Annotated in this window: 10 protein-coding genes; 6 read left to right on the forward strand and 4 right to left on the reverse strand. The window is 71.5% G+C overall.

Annotation, left to right across the window (positions count from 1 at the left end):
- Positions 1–491: 491 nt before the first annotated feature.
- Positions 492–1,481 carry an NAD-dependent epimerase/dehydratase family protein gene (locus tag ACGFNU_RS16490; RefSeq protein WP_392594295.1) on the reverse strand — a complete coding sequence of 330 codons (990 nt, stop codon included), beginning with the start codon at positions 1,479–1,481 and terminating at the stop codon, positions 492–494.
- 80 nt (positions 1,482–1,561) lie between these two features.
- A complete protein-coding gene (mtnA, locus tag ACGFNU_RS16495; RefSeq protein ID WP_392594296.1) occupies positions 1,562–2,830 on the reverse strand; it encodes an S-methyl-5-thioribose-1-phosphate isomerase in 1,269 nt (422 codons plus the stop codon).
- A 634-nt stretch (positions 2,831–3,464) separates the two neighbouring features.
- Between mtnA and ACGFNU_RS16500 the strand changes: the two genes are divergently transcribed.
- Positions 3,465–4,022 carry a hypothetical protein gene (locus ACGFNU_RS16500; RefSeq protein WP_392594298.1) on the forward strand — a complete coding sequence of 186 codons (558 nt, stop codon included), beginning with the start codon at positions 3,465–3,467 and terminating at the stop codon, positions 4,020–4,022.
- A gap of 365 nt (positions 4,023–4,387) precedes the next feature.
- Here ACGFNU_RS16500 and ACGFNU_RS16505 read toward each other — a convergent pair whose 3' ends face one another.
- Positions 4,388–4,768 carry a MerR family transcriptional regulator gene (locus ACGFNU_RS16505; protein WP_392594300.1) on the reverse strand — a complete coding sequence of 127 codons (381 nt, stop codon included), beginning with the start codon at positions 4,766–4,768 and terminating at the stop codon, positions 4,388–4,390.
- A 47-nt stretch (positions 4,769–4,815) separates the two neighbouring features.
- Between ACGFNU_RS16505 and ACGFNU_RS16510 the strand changes: the two genes are divergently transcribed.
- The 5 genes from ACGFNU_RS16510 (at position 4,816) to ACGFNU_RS16530 (ending at position 15,038) form a co-directional block, all read left to right on the forward strand.
- Entirely contained in the window at positions 4,816–5,958 is a 1,143-nt protein-coding gene (locus ACGFNU_RS16510) for an alkene reductase (RefSeq protein ID WP_392594302.1), read from the forward strand.
- A 145-nt stretch (positions 5,959–6,103) separates the two neighbouring features.
- Complete coding sequence (locus ACGFNU_RS16515) at positions 6,104–7,057, forward strand: hypothetical protein (RefSeq protein ID WP_392594304.1); 954 nt, start codon at positions 6,104–6,106, stop codon at positions 7,055–7,057.
- On the forward strand, positions 7,054–8,616 hold the full coding sequence (locus tag ACGFNU_RS16520) for a DNA polymerase Y family protein (protein WP_392594305.1): 1,563 nt from the start codon (positions 7,054–7,056) through the stop codon (positions 8,614–8,616). Before ACGFNU_RS16515 ends, ACGFNU_RS16520 begins: the two co-directional genes overlap by 4 nt.
- A gap of 776 nt (positions 8,617–9,392) precedes the next feature.
- Positions 9,393–12,731 carry an error-prone DNA polymerase gene (locus ACGFNU_RS16525; protein ID WP_392594307.1) on the forward strand — a complete coding sequence of 1,113 codons (3,339 nt, stop codon included), beginning with the start codon at positions 9,393–9,395 and terminating at the stop codon, positions 12,729–12,731.
- A 153-nt stretch (positions 12,732–12,884) separates the two neighbouring features.
- Positions 12,885–15,038, forward strand: a complete 2,154-nt coding sequence (locus tag ACGFNU_RS16530; RefSeq protein WP_392594309.1) for an MMPL family transporter — start codon at positions 12,885–12,887, stop codon at positions 15,036–15,038.
- A 173-nt stretch (positions 15,039–15,211) separates the two neighbouring features.
- On the opposite strand, the gene ACGFNU_RS16535 is transcribed toward ACGFNU_RS16530, so the two are convergent.
- Entirely contained in the window at positions 15,212–17,866 is a 2,655-nt protein-coding gene (locus ACGFNU_RS16535) for a protein kinase (RefSeq protein WP_392594311.1), read from the reverse strand.
- Positions 17,867–17,987 lie beyond the last annotated feature (121 nt).

Here is a 17,987-nt window from a genome sequence, read left to right on the forward strand (position 1 = left end):
GCGCCGCAGCCCCCACCCCCGTCCCACAAAAGGAGGCCCACCCCCAACCTGGCCCCCGCCCCAGGCAGGCCCGTCCCAAGCCCAGGCAAGCCCGTCCAAGACACGCACGAGCTGGGCACGCGTGACCTGGGCATGCGTGACCCAGGCTGGTGTGTCCCTGGCATGCGTGACCCAGGCAGGCGCGTTCAGACACGCGTGTCCCAGGAGGTGCATCCCAGACACCGCGTCCCAGACACGCACGCCCTAGACACGCGTGGTCTGGGCTGGCGCGTCCCTGGCACGCGCGATCCAGGCCAGCGCGCCCAGACACGCGTCTCCCAGGCGGGCGCGTGACGTGGGCGGGCTTGTCGCTTACGGATGGGTGAAGGCGGGGCTGCGCTCTCTATGTGAACACGACCGAGCCGAAGGTGCGGCTCTGCACTGGCGACCTTCTGAGGCGGCACGCTTGTCGGTCTGGGTACTACCACGGCGACGCGTCTTGTCAGTGCGGGTCAGCGCTGGGCTTGGGCCATGGCCTGGAGGGTCTGCTGAGCGGTGTGCCGCGGGGCCCAGCCCAGTTCGCGGCGGGCCTTGGCGGTGTCCATGATCATCGGGTGCCGGACGGCGTGGATCCATTCGGCCTGGGAGGGCACGAGCGGCAGGAGGTTGACCAGCTCGGCGGTCAAGCCGACCAGGCCCGAGGGGATCGGAACGGAGTACGCACCTATCGCGCGGGCCAGGTCACCGATGGTGAGCTCACCGTCGGCGGCCAGGTTGTACGCGCCTGGCGGGCCGTCCCCGGCGACGGCCGCGGCCAGCGCGGACGCCACGTCGTCATGGTGAACGAGCTGGAAGCGAACCCCGGGATCGGGGAGAACCGGGCGCAGGCCGGGGACGACGCCGAGGAGGCGGCGGAGCGGGTCGGGAACGTAGGGCGCGGCCTGTTCCCACGGCATGTTGCGGAGGAGGACGGTCGCCTCAGGACCGGCGACGATGCAGGGACGCAGAACGTAGACGTCCAGCCCCTCGGTCGTCTCGGCCAGGAGCTTCTCGCACGCGGCCTTCTGCGCGGAGTAGTAGTGCGCGTCCGAGCCACGGGGCGGGATGTCCTCGGTCAGCGGCACCGGGTTGTCGGCGTGGTAACCGTAGGCGGCGACGGAGGAGGTGTAGACGAGACGAGACGGTCGTACCGCTGCCTGAGTGGCCTCGAAGACGTTGCGGGTGCCGGCCAGGTTCACCCGTTCGCTCTCCTTATGGGAGCCCAGAATGATGAACGCGAGATGCAGGACCACGTCAACCCCGGCCACGAGGGCGTCGGCGGCGGAGCGGTCCTGGATGTCGCCCTGGTGGTAGACGGTCTTCTTCCAACCTCGGCTCGCCGGATCGAACGGCCTGCGCGCCATCCCGATGATCCGTTCGACACGGTCGTCGTCTTCGAGCGCGTGCACCGCCGCCGTGCCGATCTCACCTGTCGGCCCGGTCACCGCAACCGTCAGTCCCATGGCGTCTCCTCGCGTCGGCCGGGATCTGCCCGCAGTCTGACGGCCCACACCCGCGCAGGGAACAGCCGTGTGCGCCAAAGTCAGCGCTGACCAGGCGTCTCTCCCGCAGAGATTTCCATCACCCCGGTTTCGGTCACGAGCGCGCTCACCAAACGGGCGGGCGTGACGTCGAAGGCGGGGTTGAACGCGCGGGAGCCGGCAGGCGCGGTCCGGACGTCGCCCCAAGCGAGAACCTCGTCCGCCGCCCGTTCCTCGATGGGGATGTCGGCGCCGGAGGCGGTTCCGAGGTCGATCGTGCTCCAGGGGGCGGCGACCACGAAGGGGATGCCCGCGTCGGCGCAGGCCAGCGCCAGCCCCACCGATCCGATCTTGTTGGCGGTGTCGCCATTGGCGGCGATCCGGTCGGCGCCGATGATCGCGACGTCGACCAAGCCGCGCAGGATGGTGCTGGCGGCGGCCCCGTCCGCCTGGACCACATGGGGAATGCCGAGCTGGCCGAGTTCCCAGGCCGTAAGCCGGGCGCCCTGGAGCAGTGGCCTGGTCTCATCGGCATAGACCAGATCCAGCCTTCCACGGGCATGCAACTCGCGGACGACCCCGAACGCGGTCCCCCAACCCGCAGTGGCGAGCGCCCCGGCGTTGCAGTGAGTGATCACGCGAAGAGGCCGATCCTTGGATCGTTCCAATAGCCAGTCGGCGCCGAACGCGCCAATGGCCCGGTTGCCGCGCACATCCTCGTCCAGCAGCGCCTGTGCCTCCGCGACGACGGCCTCCACGCCCTTCGACATGAACGGGATCACCCGGTCCACGCCCGCCGCGAGGTTGACCGCCGTCGGCCGCGCGTCCCGCACCCGCGCGACCGCCGCCGCGAGCGCATCCTGGCCCCAGCCCTCACGACCGGCCTGGATCATGGCGATGGCGACACCAAAAGCACCCGCGACCCCGATCGCCGGCGCTCCCCGCACAGACAACCGCTGAATCGCCCCGACCAGCCCCTCAACATCACGGATGTCCAAGTGATCCAGCCGACCAGGCAGCTGAGTCTGGTCGATCAGCCGCAGCCCCTCACCCGTCCACTCGACCGCCCGCACATCCTCAACCATGGCCGCAGCATACGACCCGTCCCGCCGGTCGAATGCCCGCGCCGCACCCGACGCCACACCGTCCGCCATGCCGTACGACTTTGACTCCGTACGACTTTGACTCCGTACGACTTTGGCGCCATGCGCCTCCACCCCGCGGCCAGTTCGTGCGTCGCCGAGCGGTCGCGCCCCCGCCCTGCGCACCTTCTTGCCATATCGGGCCGCCATGTCCTCGCGCCGCATGGCCCACGGCATGTCCTGCTCCATGCACCTCGACCGTTTCCCGCCCAATGGCCCCATAGGGCGTGCGCCACGCCTCCGAGCGTCCGCCTACGCCATACGCCGCACTACGCTCCCCGCACTGCGCACCCCGCTTAACGCGCCCGCACCACGCACTACCGCTTGATACGCCCGTGCCACGCACCACCTCTTAATGCGCCCGTGCCACGCACCACCTCTAAATGCGCCGTGCCACGCACCACCGCTTGATGCGTCTGCGCCACGCGCGTTCGCGCCATATCCCGCTTCATCCCCTGCCGCGTCCCCGTTCCATGCGCCTCCGCCGCGTGGGCCCACGGCGCGTCCCGTTCCATGTGCCGCCGCCCTCCCGCACCATGTGCCCGCGCCGCATACCTCACGGGGCGCGTCTCCGCGCTGTGCGGCCCCCCGTTGCCCCGCACGCGCGTGCTCTGCGCCCTTTGCTCACGCACTGCCGCGCTGCGCTGCTGCGGGTTTGCCTTGCGCCGGATGTCTCGCGTGTGTGTTTGAGCGGATTGCTGTGGCTGGGGAGAGTCGCAGGGGGCGGCTCCTCACCGCTTGGTGATGGCGGTCTGACGTGGTTGACGTCCGGCTTTGCTTGAATGCGGCGGAATCCGACGCTTGCGCCCCTAGGGTGGTGGCCATGCGCGGGCGATCTTGGCTCATCGTCGGGGCGGTGCTCGCCGTCGGTGGAGCCGCCACTGGGATTGTGGCGTGGCCGGACCCCGAACCACCCACTGTCGAGGGGCACCTGCGCACCGAATTGATTCCGCTGATCCAGGCGCATCTTGAGACCAAGGCCAAGCTCGGCGGCGCACTTGACGCGCAGCCCGAGCTGAAGAGCCGATGGTTCTGCGATCTCGAACTGATCGAGATCGAACAGCGCGGTCCCGACCTGCTGGCCGGCGTTTACACGTCCTGCCAGGAGTACGCCAGGAAGGGCACCTCGCTCCTCGCCGGCACCGGTTTCCTTTCGCCGATGCGAATCACGGTTCGTTCAGGCGGGGTCACGGCGATCGAACAACCCCTCGACGGGGCCGGGTTCCGGCCCACAATGAGCCGCATGTTCTCCGCGGCCGGCGAGCGGAGGGTCTTCGACCTCATCGACTCGGGCAGCCCGTTCGGAAGCGACCATCTCCCCACCCGCGCCCGCCGGGCCTTCGTCCTTCCCGGCAATGCCCCCATCCGCGACTTCCCCTAGCCGCACCCGACGCCTCAGGCAGGCGCGCCACGGAGCCAGGTTGGACGCGGAAGACACTCGCCGCAGGGGTAGGCGCAGAGCTGACGCGGACCGTGGTCGTTGCGGTTGACCTTGTCGTCATCAAGCGCGGCGGCGCGTCAGCAGATGGAGGCATCGCGGCCTGGCGGGCCAGGGATATTGGTATGGCCTGGCCGTATGTTCTGCGGTGCTCGTCCCCACTCCGCCAAAGACCGAGTCGCGTGCGCCACGGGTGGAGGGCGCATGTAGACGCGACTGGACGGACGCGATGCGGGGGGTGACAGCATCGTTGAGCGCTGCAGATGCCCCTCGCAGGTGCGGAGACTCGCGGACGGCTGTGGTGGAGGTCAGAGGGAATGCACGTCTGCGGGGCGGCCTCCGGCCGTGTCGATGACCTCGTCCAGGACGTCCCGGGAACGGATCAGGTCGTTGATCATCCGGTCGATGCGGTCGCGTTCCTCGGACAGCTCGGTGACCAGGAGCGGGGTGGCGATCTCGGACGGGCCGCCGTCGGTGTCGCGCATGCAGGGGAGCAACCGGGCGATCTTGGTGCTGTGCAGGCCCGCGGCGAAGAGCTCCTGGATGCGGATGACCCGGTCGACCGCGCTCTCGGGGAAATCGCGGTGGCCACCGAGCGTACGATCTGCTGAGAGCAGGCCCTGCTGCTCGTAGTAGCGCAGCGAACGTTCACTCACGCCGGTGCGCCGGGCCAGTTCACCGATGCGCATTCCCACCCCTTGAATTTGACACCAATGTCAGCTTCTACCGTACCGGCATGACGAACGCACCGGTTGCCCGCAGCCTCTTCGAACCCGCTCAACTCGGCGACCTGCGCCTTCCCAACCGGCTGGTCATGGCGCCGATGACCCGCAACCGCGCCGGTTCCGACGGCGCCCCTCAGCCGATCATGGCGACCTACTATGCGCAGCGCGCCACCGCCGGGTTGATCATCGCGGAGGCGAGCACGCCGAACGCCGTAGGGCAGACGTATCCCGACATCAGCGCGATCTACAACGAGAGGCATGTGGCCGGATGGCGGCAGGTGACCGATGCCGTGCGTGTTTCTGGTGGCCGGATGTTCCTGCAGTTGCAGCACGGTGGGCGGGTCGGGCATCCCGACACCAGCGGCCTGATGCCCGTCGCGCCGTCGCCGGTCGCCTTGCCCGGCACGATCTTCACCCCGAGCGGACACCAGGACGCCGTGGTCCCGCGCGAGATGACCGCCGAAGAGATCCGGTCCACGATCGCCGACTTCGCCGCCGCGGCTCGCCGTGCCATTGACGCTGGGTTCGCCGGGGTGGAAGTGCACGCAGCCAACGGCTACCTCGTCCACCAGTTCCTGGCCAAGGGCACCAACCACCGCACCGACGCCTACGGGGGTCCGGTCGAGGGCCGGATTCGCTTCGCGCTCGAGGTGGTTCGTGCCGTCGCCAGCGCGATCGGCCCCGAACGGGTAGGAGTGCGCATCTCCCCAGGGGTTACGGTCAATGGCATCGAGGAGGGCGACACCGAGAGCATCTATCCCGCGTTGATCGGCGCCTTGGCCGATATAGGGCTCGCCTACCTGCACTACGTCTTTGCCGATCCGGAGCAGACTCTGTTTCACGAGATCCGGAAGGCATGGACGGGCACGCTGATCGCCAATCCAAGGTTGCCGTGGCCCGGGCCGCTCCCCGCCGACGGCGGCAAGGAGGCGGGTGAACGGCTGCTGGGCGCCGGGGCCGATCTGGTGTCCCTCGGCCGCGCGTTTCCGGCCAATCCCGATCTGGTCGAACGGCTGCGCGTCGGCGCACCGCTCAACCCCGTCCGGGACCGGTACTTGATGTACGTGGGCGGCGAAACCGGATATACCGACTACCCGACACTGGCCGTCCGCCGGGAGGTCCACGATCTCGAACCGGCCGGTCTCCGAGCCTGATTTTCGTCGGATTCCCTTGCGCCGTAGGCCGATCGGACGATTCAGACCACCCCCTTGTCCAGCCTGTGACCTGCAACAACTTGACATACTCGAACCTATGTTCGACATTATGGGAGAGGTCGAGGCGACGTCGTAGGGAGGGACCGTGGCGGACGCGGCGCTGGCCAAGGCCGCGCTCGCGAACGCGACGGCGCTCGGCCTGGAGACCGCATCCCGGCTCGACCTCGTGCCGGTCCTGCCGGCGCTCCGCCCGGTCGTTCCGGGGCTCCGGCCCGGCTCGATCGTGGGGGTGGCGGGGGCGGGGGCCGCCTCCCTCGGGCTCGCGCTCGTGGCGGGTGTCTCGCGGCACGGCGGCGAGAGCGGGACGGGAGGGTGGTGCGCGGTGGTCGGGATGCCGGAGTTCGGTGTCGCCGCCGCCGTCGGGATGGGCGCGGCACCCGAGCGGCTCCTCCTGGTGGACGAGCCGGACGGGCGATGGCCGGACGTGGTGGCCGCGCTGATCGAGGCGGTCGACCTCGTCCTCGTCCGGCCGCCGGAACGTCCCGGCACCGCTGCCGTACGGCGATTGACGGCCCTCGCGCGCAAGCACGGGTGCGTCCTCACCGTCACCGGGCACGATTGGCCGGGCACAGCGGTCCGCCTGCGGATCGACCAGGCCGAATGGATCGGTCTCGGCGACGGTCACGGCCGCCTGCGCGGGCGGCGGGCGCGGATCGTCGCGGAAGGACGCGGAGCTCCGGGCGCGGGCCGCCGCACGTGGGTGTGGCTGCCGGGCCCGGACGGCGAGGTGGCCCCGTACGAGCCCGCCGTGCCCGCCGACCTGCGTCCGGTCGAACCGCCCGAGGGCGAGCGGCGGACGGTCGGACGACGCACGGCCGGACCACACCCCGTCGGCCCCCCGACGGCCGCGCCACCTCCGGCCACGCCACATCTGATCGGGCCCCAGACAGCCGGGCCACGCTCGGTTGACCAGGAGGCGGTCGAGCGGCGCGCTGCTGGGTCACTCGCGGTCGATCAGCAGACGACTGGCGCGCGTTCGGCCGAGTCGCGGCCGGCGTTGGAGGTCGTGCGGGAACCGCCAGGCGAGGACGTCGCATGAGCCGGACGCTGGTGGTGTGGTGCCCGGACTGGCCGGTGACGGCGGTCGGGGTGGACGCGGCCACGGCCGGGGCGGTGGTCGTCCAGGGGCAGGTCGCGGCGTGCACGGCGGCCGCGCGGGCGGAGGGCGTCCGGCGGGGGCAGCGGATTCGGGACGCGCAACGCCGCTGCCCTGACCTGGTCGTACGCGAACGTGACACCGATGCCGAGGGACGGTTGTTCGAGACGGTCGTGGCCGCGGTGGCGGCGCTGACGCCGAAGGTCGAGGTCGTCCGGCCCGGGCTGTGCGCGATCGCGGCCCGTGGCCCGGCGCGGTTCTACGGCGGTGAGGAGTCGCTGCGGCTGATGGTGCAGGACGCGGTCGTGGAGGCCGGGTTCGACTGCGGTGCGGGCATCGCGGACGGCCTGTTCGCGGCCGAGCTCGCCGCCCGAACCGAGGACGGCGGGACGGTCGTGCCGCAGGGCGGGGCGGCGGGTTTCCTGGCTCCCTACCCGCTCTCGGTTCTGGGGCGGCCGGAGCTCGCCGATCTCCTCAACCGCCTGGGCGTGCGGACGCTGGGCACGTTCGCGGCGCTTCCGTCCGGGCATGTGGCGGGACGGTTCGGGGCGGACGGCGCGCTGGCCCAGCGGCTCGCGAGGGGTGAGGAGCCACGGCCGCTGGCGCCGGGACACTCGGTCGTCGACCTGTCCGTGCGGGACGAGTTCGACCCGCCCGCCGCACAGGCGGAACAGGTCGTCTTCGCGGCCAAGCGCCTGGCCGGGGAGCTGCACGAGGGGCTGGGCGCGGGCGGGCTCACATGCGTCCGGCTCTGTGTGGAGGTCGGCTTCGCGGACGGGCACGTGCTCGAACGCGTGTGGCGGCATGACGGGCTGCTCTCCACGCTGGCGATCGCCGAACGGGTGCGATGGCAGCTCTCGGCGTGGCGGTCGGAGCGGCCCACGCCGGGGGTGGATGCCGACGGCGTCGAGCTCGCCGGGGACGAGCAGGCGATCTGGGGCGGCGTCGCGTGGCTGGAGCTGACCCCCGACCAGCTCGTTCCGGACGAGGGCAGGCAGCAGGCGCTCTGGGGGCAGAGCTCGGTGACCGACCGGATCGCGCGAGCCGCCGACCGCATCCAGGCGCTGCTCGGCCACCGCGGGATCACCCGTCCCATCCTGACCGGCGGGCGCGGGCCCGGCGAGCAGGTGACGAAGGTACCGGTCGGCGACCTGATCCCCGGCGGCATCCCGGACGGCCCGTGGCCGGGCAGGATCCCCACGCCCGCGCCCGCCTCCGTCCCGCCCGCGTCCCTGGCCGCGGAGGTCACGGACGCGGCGGGCACGCCGGTGGTGGTCTCGGCGCGCTGCACGATGTCCGCGCCGCCCGCACACGTCTCGTTCGGCGGCGGGACGGGCGCCGCCGTGGCCTCCTGGACCGGGCCCTGGCCGGTGGACGAACGCTGGTGGGACCCGGCCCGTTCGCAGCGGCGCGCACGCTTCCAGGTCGTGACCGATGACGGACGCGCGTTCCTGCTGGCCGTGGAGGGCGGCCGCTGGCTGGTGGAGGCGGCCTATGACTGAGGAGACACCCCGTGGGCTGGCATAACCCCCCGATCTCCTGGCGGGACTTCGAGAAACGACTCACCTGGAAGCCCAGCCCCGAATCCCAGGAACCGCCGCCCGGCAACGCAACTGGCGCCGAAGCGCCCGGCGGCGCGACGGCTGGCGCCAGCGGAACCGGCAGCGAGACGTCCAGCAGTGAAGCGCCCGGCGCCAGCGCGCCCTCCGGCGACGCCAAGGCACCCGGCGGCGCAACCGGCAGCGAGGCGGCAGGCGGCGGCGGAGCTGGCGGTGACGTAACCAGTGGCAAGGCGCCCAGTGCCGAGGTGACTGGCACTGAGGTGGCTGGCGTTAACGCAACCGGCAGCGAGGCGCCAGGCAGCAGCAAGACGCTCAGCGGCACGATTGACAGTGAGGTACCCGACGGCGAGACGTCCACCGGCGCAGGCGACGGCAAGGCGCCCGGTGCCACAGCCGACGGCGAGACGCGTGGCGGCACAACCGGCAGCCAGACGGTTGGCGGCGCAGCCAGTGGTAAGGCGCCTGGCGGCACAACGGGCGGCGAGACGGTCGGTGGCACGACTGGCGGTGAGGCGGTCGGTGGCGCAGCCAGGGGTGGGGCGGCTGGCGGCTCGAACGGCAGCGAGGTGTCTGGCGGCACAGCCGGTGGTGACACGTCCGGTAACGCAACAGACGGCGAGGCGGGAGGCGGTGAGAGGCCCGGCAGGGCAACCGACAGCGCGGCTGGCGGTGTGGCGGAGTGCGGTGGCGCAACTGGCGGCGAGGCGGCTGGTGGGGTGGTTGGTGGGGGTGAGCGGGCGCGGGGGCGGCGTGGTTTTGGGCGGCGGGCTGGGGGTGGGGTTCCGTGGGCGGAGTTGCATTGTCACTCCTCGTTCAGCTTCCTGGACGGGGCCAGTGAACCGGCTGCGCTGGCGGAGGAGGCGGCGCGGCTGGGCGTGGAGGTGATGGCCATCACCGACCACGACGGGATGTACGGGGTCGTGCAGTTCGCGCAGGCGGCGAACGAGCTGGGCGTCCGCACGATCTTCGGCGCGGAGCTGAGTCTGGGTCTGCCCGCCCCGCAGACCGGTGAGCCCGATCCTGTCGGGGAGCATCTGCTCGTCCTCGCCCGCGACCCCGTTGGGTATGGGCGGCTCTGCTCGGCGATCACGGCGGCGCAGCTCGAGGGTGGGCAGAAGGGGCGTCCGCTGTACGACGTGGACAAGCTCGCCGGTGCGCACGACGGGCATTGGGCGGTGCTGACCGGGTGCCGCAAGGGCGCCGTTCCGGCGGCGTTGGCGGCGGGCGGCCCGGACGCGGCCGAACGGGAGCTGCGGCGGCTGGCGGAGATGTTCGGCCGCGACAACGTGTTCGTCGAGCTCATCGACCATGACCAGCCCGACGATGACGTTCGCGACGACGTGCTCTTCGAGCTGGCGGCCCGCACCGGCCTTGGTGTTGTGGCCTCCAACAACGTCCACTTCGCGGCGCCCGGCCCGGACGCCCGGCTCGCCCAGACCCTCGCGTCGGTCCGGGCGCGGCGCAGCCTTGACGACATGGTCGGCTGGCTGCCCGCGGGCGGCACCGCGCATGTGCGCACCGGTGCGGAGATGGCGGCCCGGCTCGCCCGCTTCCCCGGTGTGCGCGAACGCACCGTCGAGCTGGCGTGGGCGTGCGAGTTCGACTTCGAGGTCGTGGCTCCGCGGCTGCCCGACTGGCCCGTGCCGGAGGGGCACTCCGAGGCGAGCTGGCTGCGGCACCTGGTCGCCGAGGGCGCGCTCAAGCGGTACGGGCCACCTGAAAGCGAGCGGACGCCCGGTGCGTATGCCCAGATCGCCAAAGAGCTCAACGTCATCGAGGAGCTGGGATTTCCGGGCTACTTCCTGATCGTCCACGACATCGTCCAGGCGTGTGAGAAGCGCAACATCCTCTGCCAGGGACGCGGTTCGGCGGCCAACTCGGCGGTCTGTTACGCGCTCGGCATCACCGGTGTCGACGCCGTCCGGCACGGGCTGCTCTTCGAGCGTTTCCTGTCGCCAGGACGCGACGGGCCGCCCGACATCGACCTCGACATCGAGCACCGCCGCCGCGAAGACATCATCCAGCACGTCTACGACAAGTACGGGCGCAAGTGCACGGCGCAGGTCGCCAACGTGATCAGTTACCGGCCCCGGATGGCGGTACGGGACGCGGCGCGCGCGCTGGGCTTCTCCCCCGGCCAGCAGGACGCCTGGTCGAAGGGCATCGACTCGCGCGATCCGGTGGGCACCGAGACCGAGATCCCGACCGCGGTGACCGAGCTGGCCGGCCGCATGCTCAAGCTCCCCCGCCATCTGGGCATCCACTCGGGCGGCATGGTGATCGCCGACCGGCCCGTCGGCGAGGTCTGCCCGATCGAGTGGGCGACGATGGCCGACCGCAGCGTCCTGCAGTGGGACAAGGACGACTGCGCGGCGGCCGGGCTCGTGAAGTTCGACCTCCTCGGCCTCGGCATGCTGGCCGCGCTGCACGACACGTTCGACCTGGTCGCCGAACACCACGGCCAGCGCTACGACCTGCAGTCGATCCCCCACGAGGACTCGCAGGTGTACGACATGTTGTGCGACGCCGACACCGTCGGGGTGTTCCAGGTGGAGTCGCGGGCGCAGATGTCGACGCTGCCCCGGCTCAAGCCGCGCAAGTTCTACGACCTGGTGGTGGAGGTCGCGCTCATCCGTCCCGGCCCCATCCAGGGCGGCTCCGTGCACCCGTACCTGCGCCGCCGCAAGGGCGCCGAGCCCCCGCTCTGCCCGCATCCGCTCATGCAGAACGCGCTCGCCCGCACCCTCGGCGTTCCGCTGTTCCAGGAGCAGATGATGCAGCTCGCGGTCGACTGCGCGGGCTTCACCCCCGGCGAGTCCGACCTGCTGCGGCAGGCGATGGGCGCCAAGCGCGCGCCCGAACGGGTCGAACGGCTGCGCACCCGCCTCCTCGACGGCATGGCCGAACGCGGCATCCCCGCTGGCATCGCCGAGGACATCTACGAGAAGATCCTCGGCTTCACCGGGTTCGGCTTCCCCGAGTCGCACGCGCAGAGCTTCGCGCACCTGGTGTACGCGAGTTCGTGGCTCAAGCGGCATCACCCGGCCGCCTTCACGGCCGCGCTCGTCCGCAACCAGCCGATGGGGTTCTACAGCACGCAGTCCCTGTACGCCGACGCCCGCCGCCACGGCGTGGTCGTACGTCCCGTGGACATCAACGCCAGCGGCGCCCACCCCACGCTCGAAGAACCGGTTCCGGTCGACAGCGACCACCCGCACGCCCCCGAAAAGCCGCAGCCCGCGATCCGGATGGGCCTCACCGGCATCCGCAACCTGGGCTCCGACGCCGCCGAGGCGATCGCCGCGGGCCGCCCGTACGAGAGCATGGAGGACCTCGCCCGCCGCGTCCCCCTCTCCTCGGCCGCCCTGGAATCCCTGGCCACCGCAGGCGCCTTCAGCAACCTCGAAGTCCGCGCCCCCGCAAAACACCCGGCAAGGCACTGGCGCCAAGACTCCCTAGCACCAGCCGAAGACGAACAGCTCACAGATCACGATCCCCCCGTGGCGGACGAGCAGCGGGTGGATGGGGAGCGGGTCGGGTTGAGTAGGCGGGAGGCATTGTGGGCGGCGGGGGCACTGGCGGGGGCCGGGCCGGGGCAGCTCGAAGGGGTCACCCCCGGCGCGGCCGCGCCCGAGTTGCCTCCGATGACGCCGGTCGAGGAGACCTTGGCGGATCTCTGGGCGACGGGCGTGTCGCACACTCATCCGATGGCGCACGTGCGGGAGGCGCTGGACGAGCTCGGCGCTTACTCGTCCAAGCGGCTGGAGAAGGTGCCCGGCGAGACGAACGTCGTGGTGGCCGGGCTCGTCACCCATCGGCAGCGGCCGCCGACGGCGGGCGGCATCGTGTTCATGACGCTGGAGGACGAGACCGGGATCATCAATGTGACGTGCCCGCCGCAGGTGTTCCAGCGCTACCGGGGGCTGGCCGTCGACTCGCAGGCGCTGCTGGTGAGCGGGCGGCTGGAGAAGGCCGACGGGGTGACCAGCGTGCGGGCGACACGGCTGCGGCGGCTCCCCGTCCCGGGCAAGGTCAAGGCGCGCAACTTCCACTGACGCTGTCCGGATCCGGACGCATAGCACCTGACCTGCAATGTCACCCTAAATGTCGGCTTTGAAGAGATTCAAAATAACGCGATATGTCTTGACGTCGGGGAGGCGCGGACGTAGGTCTGAGGGTGCGGGCGGCGCACACCCAGGGGGTCCTTCATGTTCGGCGGGTACCGGTTCTCGTCCATCCCATGCGGACGCATCAGCAAGTGGATCGTCCTGGTGGTCTGGCTCGTGCTCTTCGTCCCCTCGATGATGCTCGCGTCCAAGCTGACCGACGCCCAGAGCAACGAGGCGTCCGCGTGGCTCCCCAAGAACGCCGAGTCCACCCAGGTCGTCGACCTGTCGAAGAAGTTCGTCCCGAGCGACACGTTCCCCGCCGTGGTCGTCTACCACCGGGACGGCGGCGCGATCACCGCCGCCGACCGCGCCAAGGCCACGGCCGACGCGGCCCGGCTGGCGCAGGTGATGGGCGACCCGCCCGGCGACGGCGGGCCTCGCAAGATCGTGCAGAGCATCCAGGGACCGGCACCCTCCAAGGACGGTCAGGCACTCCAGACGCTGGTCAACGTCAAGGTCGGCAACGACGGCTGGGAGTTGCTGGGCCCGGCGGTCAAGGACTTCCGCGCCATCGTCCAGTCCGGCGGCAACGGGCTCGAAGCGCACGTGACCGGCCCGGCCGGGTACGGCGGCGACTTCAGCAACGTGTTCTCCGGCTTCGACGCCACCCTGCTCTACATCACCGCCGCCATCGTCATCGTCATCCTGCTGATCACCTACCGCAGCCCGATCCTGTGGCTGGTGCCGCTGATCTGCGTGGCGTTCTCCCTCCAGGCGGCGGAGGCGGTGGTCTACCTGCTCGCCGAGCACGCGGGCCTGACGGTGAACGGGCAGGCCGCGTTCATCCTCACCGTGATGGTGTTCGGCGTCGGCACCGACTACGCGCTGCTCCTCATCGCCCGCTACCGCGAGGAACTGCGCCGGCACGAGGACCGTCACGAGGCGATGGCGTTCGCGCTGCACCGCGCCGGGCCGGCGATCGTCGCCAGCGGATCCACCGTGGCGCTGAGCATGCTGTGCCTGCTCCTCGCCATGCTCAACTCGACCAAGAGCATGGGCCCGGTCATGGCGATCGGCGTGGGCGTGGCGCTGCTCGCGATGGTCACCCTGCTGCCCGCGCTCCTGGTGATCTTCGGCCGCTGGATGTTCTGGCCGGTCCGGCCCCGGTTCGGCTCGCAGGAGCCGGCCGAACGCGGATTCTGGGCCCGGGTGGGCGCCTTCATCACCCGGCGCCCGCGCATGACGTGGGTCGTCACCGCGGTGGTGCTCGGCGTCATGGCGATCGGCCTGACCTCGCTCAAGACCGACTACCTGGCGCAGAAGGACTCGTTCAGCGCGGGCAAGCCCGACTCGGTCGCCGGCGAGGAGGTCCTGGTCGCGCACTTCCCGGCGGGCACCGGCGCCCCGATCCAGGTGATCGCCGACGCGCCGGCGACGAGCGGCGTGCAGGCGGCGCTGGCCGGCGTGCCGAAACTCAGCGACGTCAAACCGGTCGGGAAACCCGTCGACGGCCTCGTCTACTTCGAGGGCACGCTGAACGCGCCGCCCGACACCGAGGAAGGCTTCTCGATCGTCAAGCAGGCCCGCGACGCGGTCGACCGGGTCCCGGGCGCGGACGCCAAGGTGGGCGGTTCGAGCGCCATCACCCTCGACATCAACGACGCGTCCCGGCGCGACCAGAACCTGGTCATCCCGATCGTGCTCGTGGTGGTCTTCGTGATCCTCGCGCTGCTGCTGCGCGCGCTGGTCGCGCCGCTGATCCTGGTCGCGACCGTGGTCCTGTCGTTCGCGGCGGCGCTCGGCGTGAGCGCCCTGGTGTTCACCCACGTCTTCGACTTCGCGGGGGCGGATCCGTCCTTCCCGCTGTGGGCGTTCGTGTTCCTCGTGGCGCTCGGCACCGACTACAACATCTTCCTGATGACCCGCGTCCACGAGGAGGCCAAGCAGCACGGCACGCGCCGCGGCGCGCTCATCGGGCTGGCCGCCACCGGCGGGGTCATCACCTCGGCGGGCGCCGTCCTCGCGGGCACCTTCGCCGCGCTCGGCTCGCTGCCCCTGGTGTTCGTCGCCGAGCTCGGCTTCGCCGTCGCGTTCGGCGTGCTGCTCGACACGCTCGTCGTGCGGTCGGTGCTGGTCACCGCCCTCAACCTGGACGTCGGCGCGCGCATGTGGTGGCCGAGCTCACTGGCCCGCGAGCCCGCGGCCCTCCAGACCGACACCGCCGAGGACGAGACCGCCCCGGTCTCCCGCTGAGCGAACCGAGCCGCCCGAGACCGGGCGGCCGCCAGACCCGGCGCGCGCCGGTCCCACACATCCCCCGGCGCGCGCCGTCCCCGCCACCGCCGGTCGCCAGGCCTTGCGTGCTTCAGCGCGCGGGCGCTGGAGGCGGCGGTCACGACCGTCCAGGTACATGTCCTAGGGGCGGGTCACCAGTTGGGGTGGGCGATCTTGGTGTCGTCGGTGACCGCGCGGTCGCCGGTGCCGTCGAGTCGGACGGCCCGGATGACGGGCTTGGCGAACGTGCCGCGCACGTACGCGAGCCACTTGCCGTCACGGGACCAGTTCGGGTCCATCTCGTGCTCGGAGCCCTTGGTGAGCTGGTGGTCGTTGCGGCCGTCGGCGTCCATGACCCAGATATGGCCCTTGGGGTAGGTCCCGCGCGTGTAGGCGATCTGCTTCCCGTCCGGTGACCATTCGGGGTCGTTCGTCTTGACGCCCGGCTGGGAGATCCTGGTCCACTTGCCCGGGTTCCGGACGTCGAGCGTGTAGATCGTCTGCTCCCCGTCCCGGCTGCTCCAGAACACCAGCTTGTTCGGGTCCGTCGGCGACCACATCGGGTCGTCCTTGACCGAGCCGTCCGAGGTGACCTTCTGGGGCGTCGAGCCGTCGAGCGGGATGATGTAGATCTGGCGGGCGCCGCCGCCGTCCTTGCGCATGCCGGCCAGCTTCGTGCCGTCCGGCGACCAGGTCAGCCGCCCGCCCGCGAGGTCCGCGTCGACCTCCTCCAGGTTGCCGCCGTTGGCGTCCATCACCCACGCCGACTGCTTGTCGCCGGCCTGCCGGGTGAACGCGACCTTGCCGCGGTCGGGCGAATGCTCGGGCAGCATGTCGCACGTGGATCCGCTGACCAGCGTCTCGGCCTTCTTACTGGCGGGCGTGAAGCGGCCGATGTCCCCGTAGCACTTGCTGGGCCAGCCCGGCTTGGAATCGATCCGGACGAACATCGGATCGGTCGGGAACGGCGCGGGCCCGGCGGACGAGTTGCCGGTGGGGGCCGCCTTCTTGTCGTCCGACTGCAGGAACCAGACGGCGGCGCCCGCTCCCGTGGCGGCGACCAGCGTGAGCGCGGCGGCGCCCGCCACGACGAGCCCGTTGCGCCTGGGCCGCTCATGCCGGGTCGACGGCTGCCTGCTCACCGGCCGTGCGGCCGGTGGATGCGTTGGTGCCTCGACCGCGTGCACGGCCTGCGGGTCGGGCGTCGGACCGGGCGGGGGAAGCGCGGAAGGCCGGCGCAATGACGGGTCGGTGATGGTCTCCCCGGCCGGATCCGTGTGCTCGGGCAGAGGCCAGCCGCGGGGATCGGCAGGCGCGACCGCGCCGTTCGCGCCCGCCTCGGCCTCGTGGGCGGCGGCCGCGTCTCCCGCCTTCGGCTGCGGTTCCGCGGGGCGCTGCGAGGCCGGTGGCGCCGGTATCTGCCAGCCGGGAGCCGCCCCCTGCCCTCTCTCGGGCGCCTGCGGAGGCGCAGGTTGCGGGGATGCCGAGGGCGAGTTCTGCGCGGCGCCCCCGCGTTCGGGCGGCGACGCCCACGGAGCGGGCGGAGGGGGCTGCGGCGAATTCTGCTCGGCGGCCGCGGGCGGCTGGGATTGCTCACGTTCAGTCGGCGGCGCCCAGGCAGGCGGCGGAGGAGAGGACGCCTGCGGCGAACTTTGCGCGGCTGCGGGTGGCTGAGACTGCTCGCGTTCAAGCGGCGACGCCCAGGCAGGCGATGGCGGAGAGGACGCCTGCGGCGAGCTTTGCGCGGCTGCGGGTGGCTGGGACTGCTCGCGGTCAGGTGGGGGTGACCAGTTCGGGGTGGGCGGAGCTGCCGGTGGCGCGCTCTGCGGCTGGGACTGCTCGCGGTCGGGGGACAGGGCCCACGGGGCCGGTGGCGGGGTCTGGAGGTTGACCGGGGGCGGGCTCGCGGGCGTCTCGTCCGGGGCGGCGAAGGCCTCACCGAGGTGGGTGGTGATCTCGCTTTCGCCGCCGGCTCCGCCCACCAGGGAGAGGAGCAGGCCCCGTGCGGACGGGCGGTGCTCCGGCTCCTTGCTCAGCGCGGTGCGGACGAGCGAGGCCAGCGGGTCGGTGAGGGCGCCGAGCTCGGGGTCGGCGTGCAGGGCGCGGCCGACCATGATCTGGAACGAGCCGGTGCCGAACGGGTTGCGGCCGTTCGCGGCGTACGCGACGAGGCAGCCCCAGGCGAAGATGTCGACCGCCGGCGAGATCTGCTGGGTGAGGATCTGCTCGGGCGCGATGTAGCCGGGCGTGCCGACGACCTGGCCCGTCTTGGTGTGGGACGTGGCGGCGTCGAGCGCGCGGGCGATCCCGAAGTCGATGACGCGCGGGCCCGAGATCGACAGCAGCACGTTGCTCGGCTTGAGGTCGCGGTGCACCAGCCCGGCCGAGTGGATGGCGACGAGGGCGGCGGCGACGCCGACCGACACCCCGTGCAGCATGCCCGGCGTGAGCGGCCCGTTCTCCTGGATGTGCTGGAGCAGCGAGGGGCCGTCGATGTACTCGGTGACCATGTAGGCCATGCCGAGGTCCTCGCCGTGGTCGAGGACCTGCGCGGTGCAGAACGAGGCGACCCGTTCGGCGTTGGCCATCTCGTCGTTGAACCGGGACAGGAACGCCCGGTCCTCGGCCAGCTCCGGCCGGACGACCTTCACCGCGACGAGCTGGCCCCCGGGCGCCCGGCCCAGGTAGACCGCGCCCATCCCGCCCTCGCCGATCTTGGCTTCGAGCTCGTACGGACCGACCCGTGTCGGGTCGTCGGAACGCAGGTCACGCAACCCCGCGCTCGGCCGGGACCGCTGGTCCGACATGCGACTCACCCCTTGCACCCCGGGGGCCGCCCGCCCGTACGACGACACGGTCCCCACCCCGTGTCAACACGATGGCAGAGGAGAAGCGGTTCAGCCAGATGTCCGGGGAGGTCAACGTTGC

Origin of the sequence: Spirillospora sp. NPDC048911 (assembly GCF_043198015.1) — a bacterium.
Lineage (GTDB): Bacteria > Actinomycetota > Actinomycetes > Streptosporangiales > Streptosporangiaceae > Spirillospora.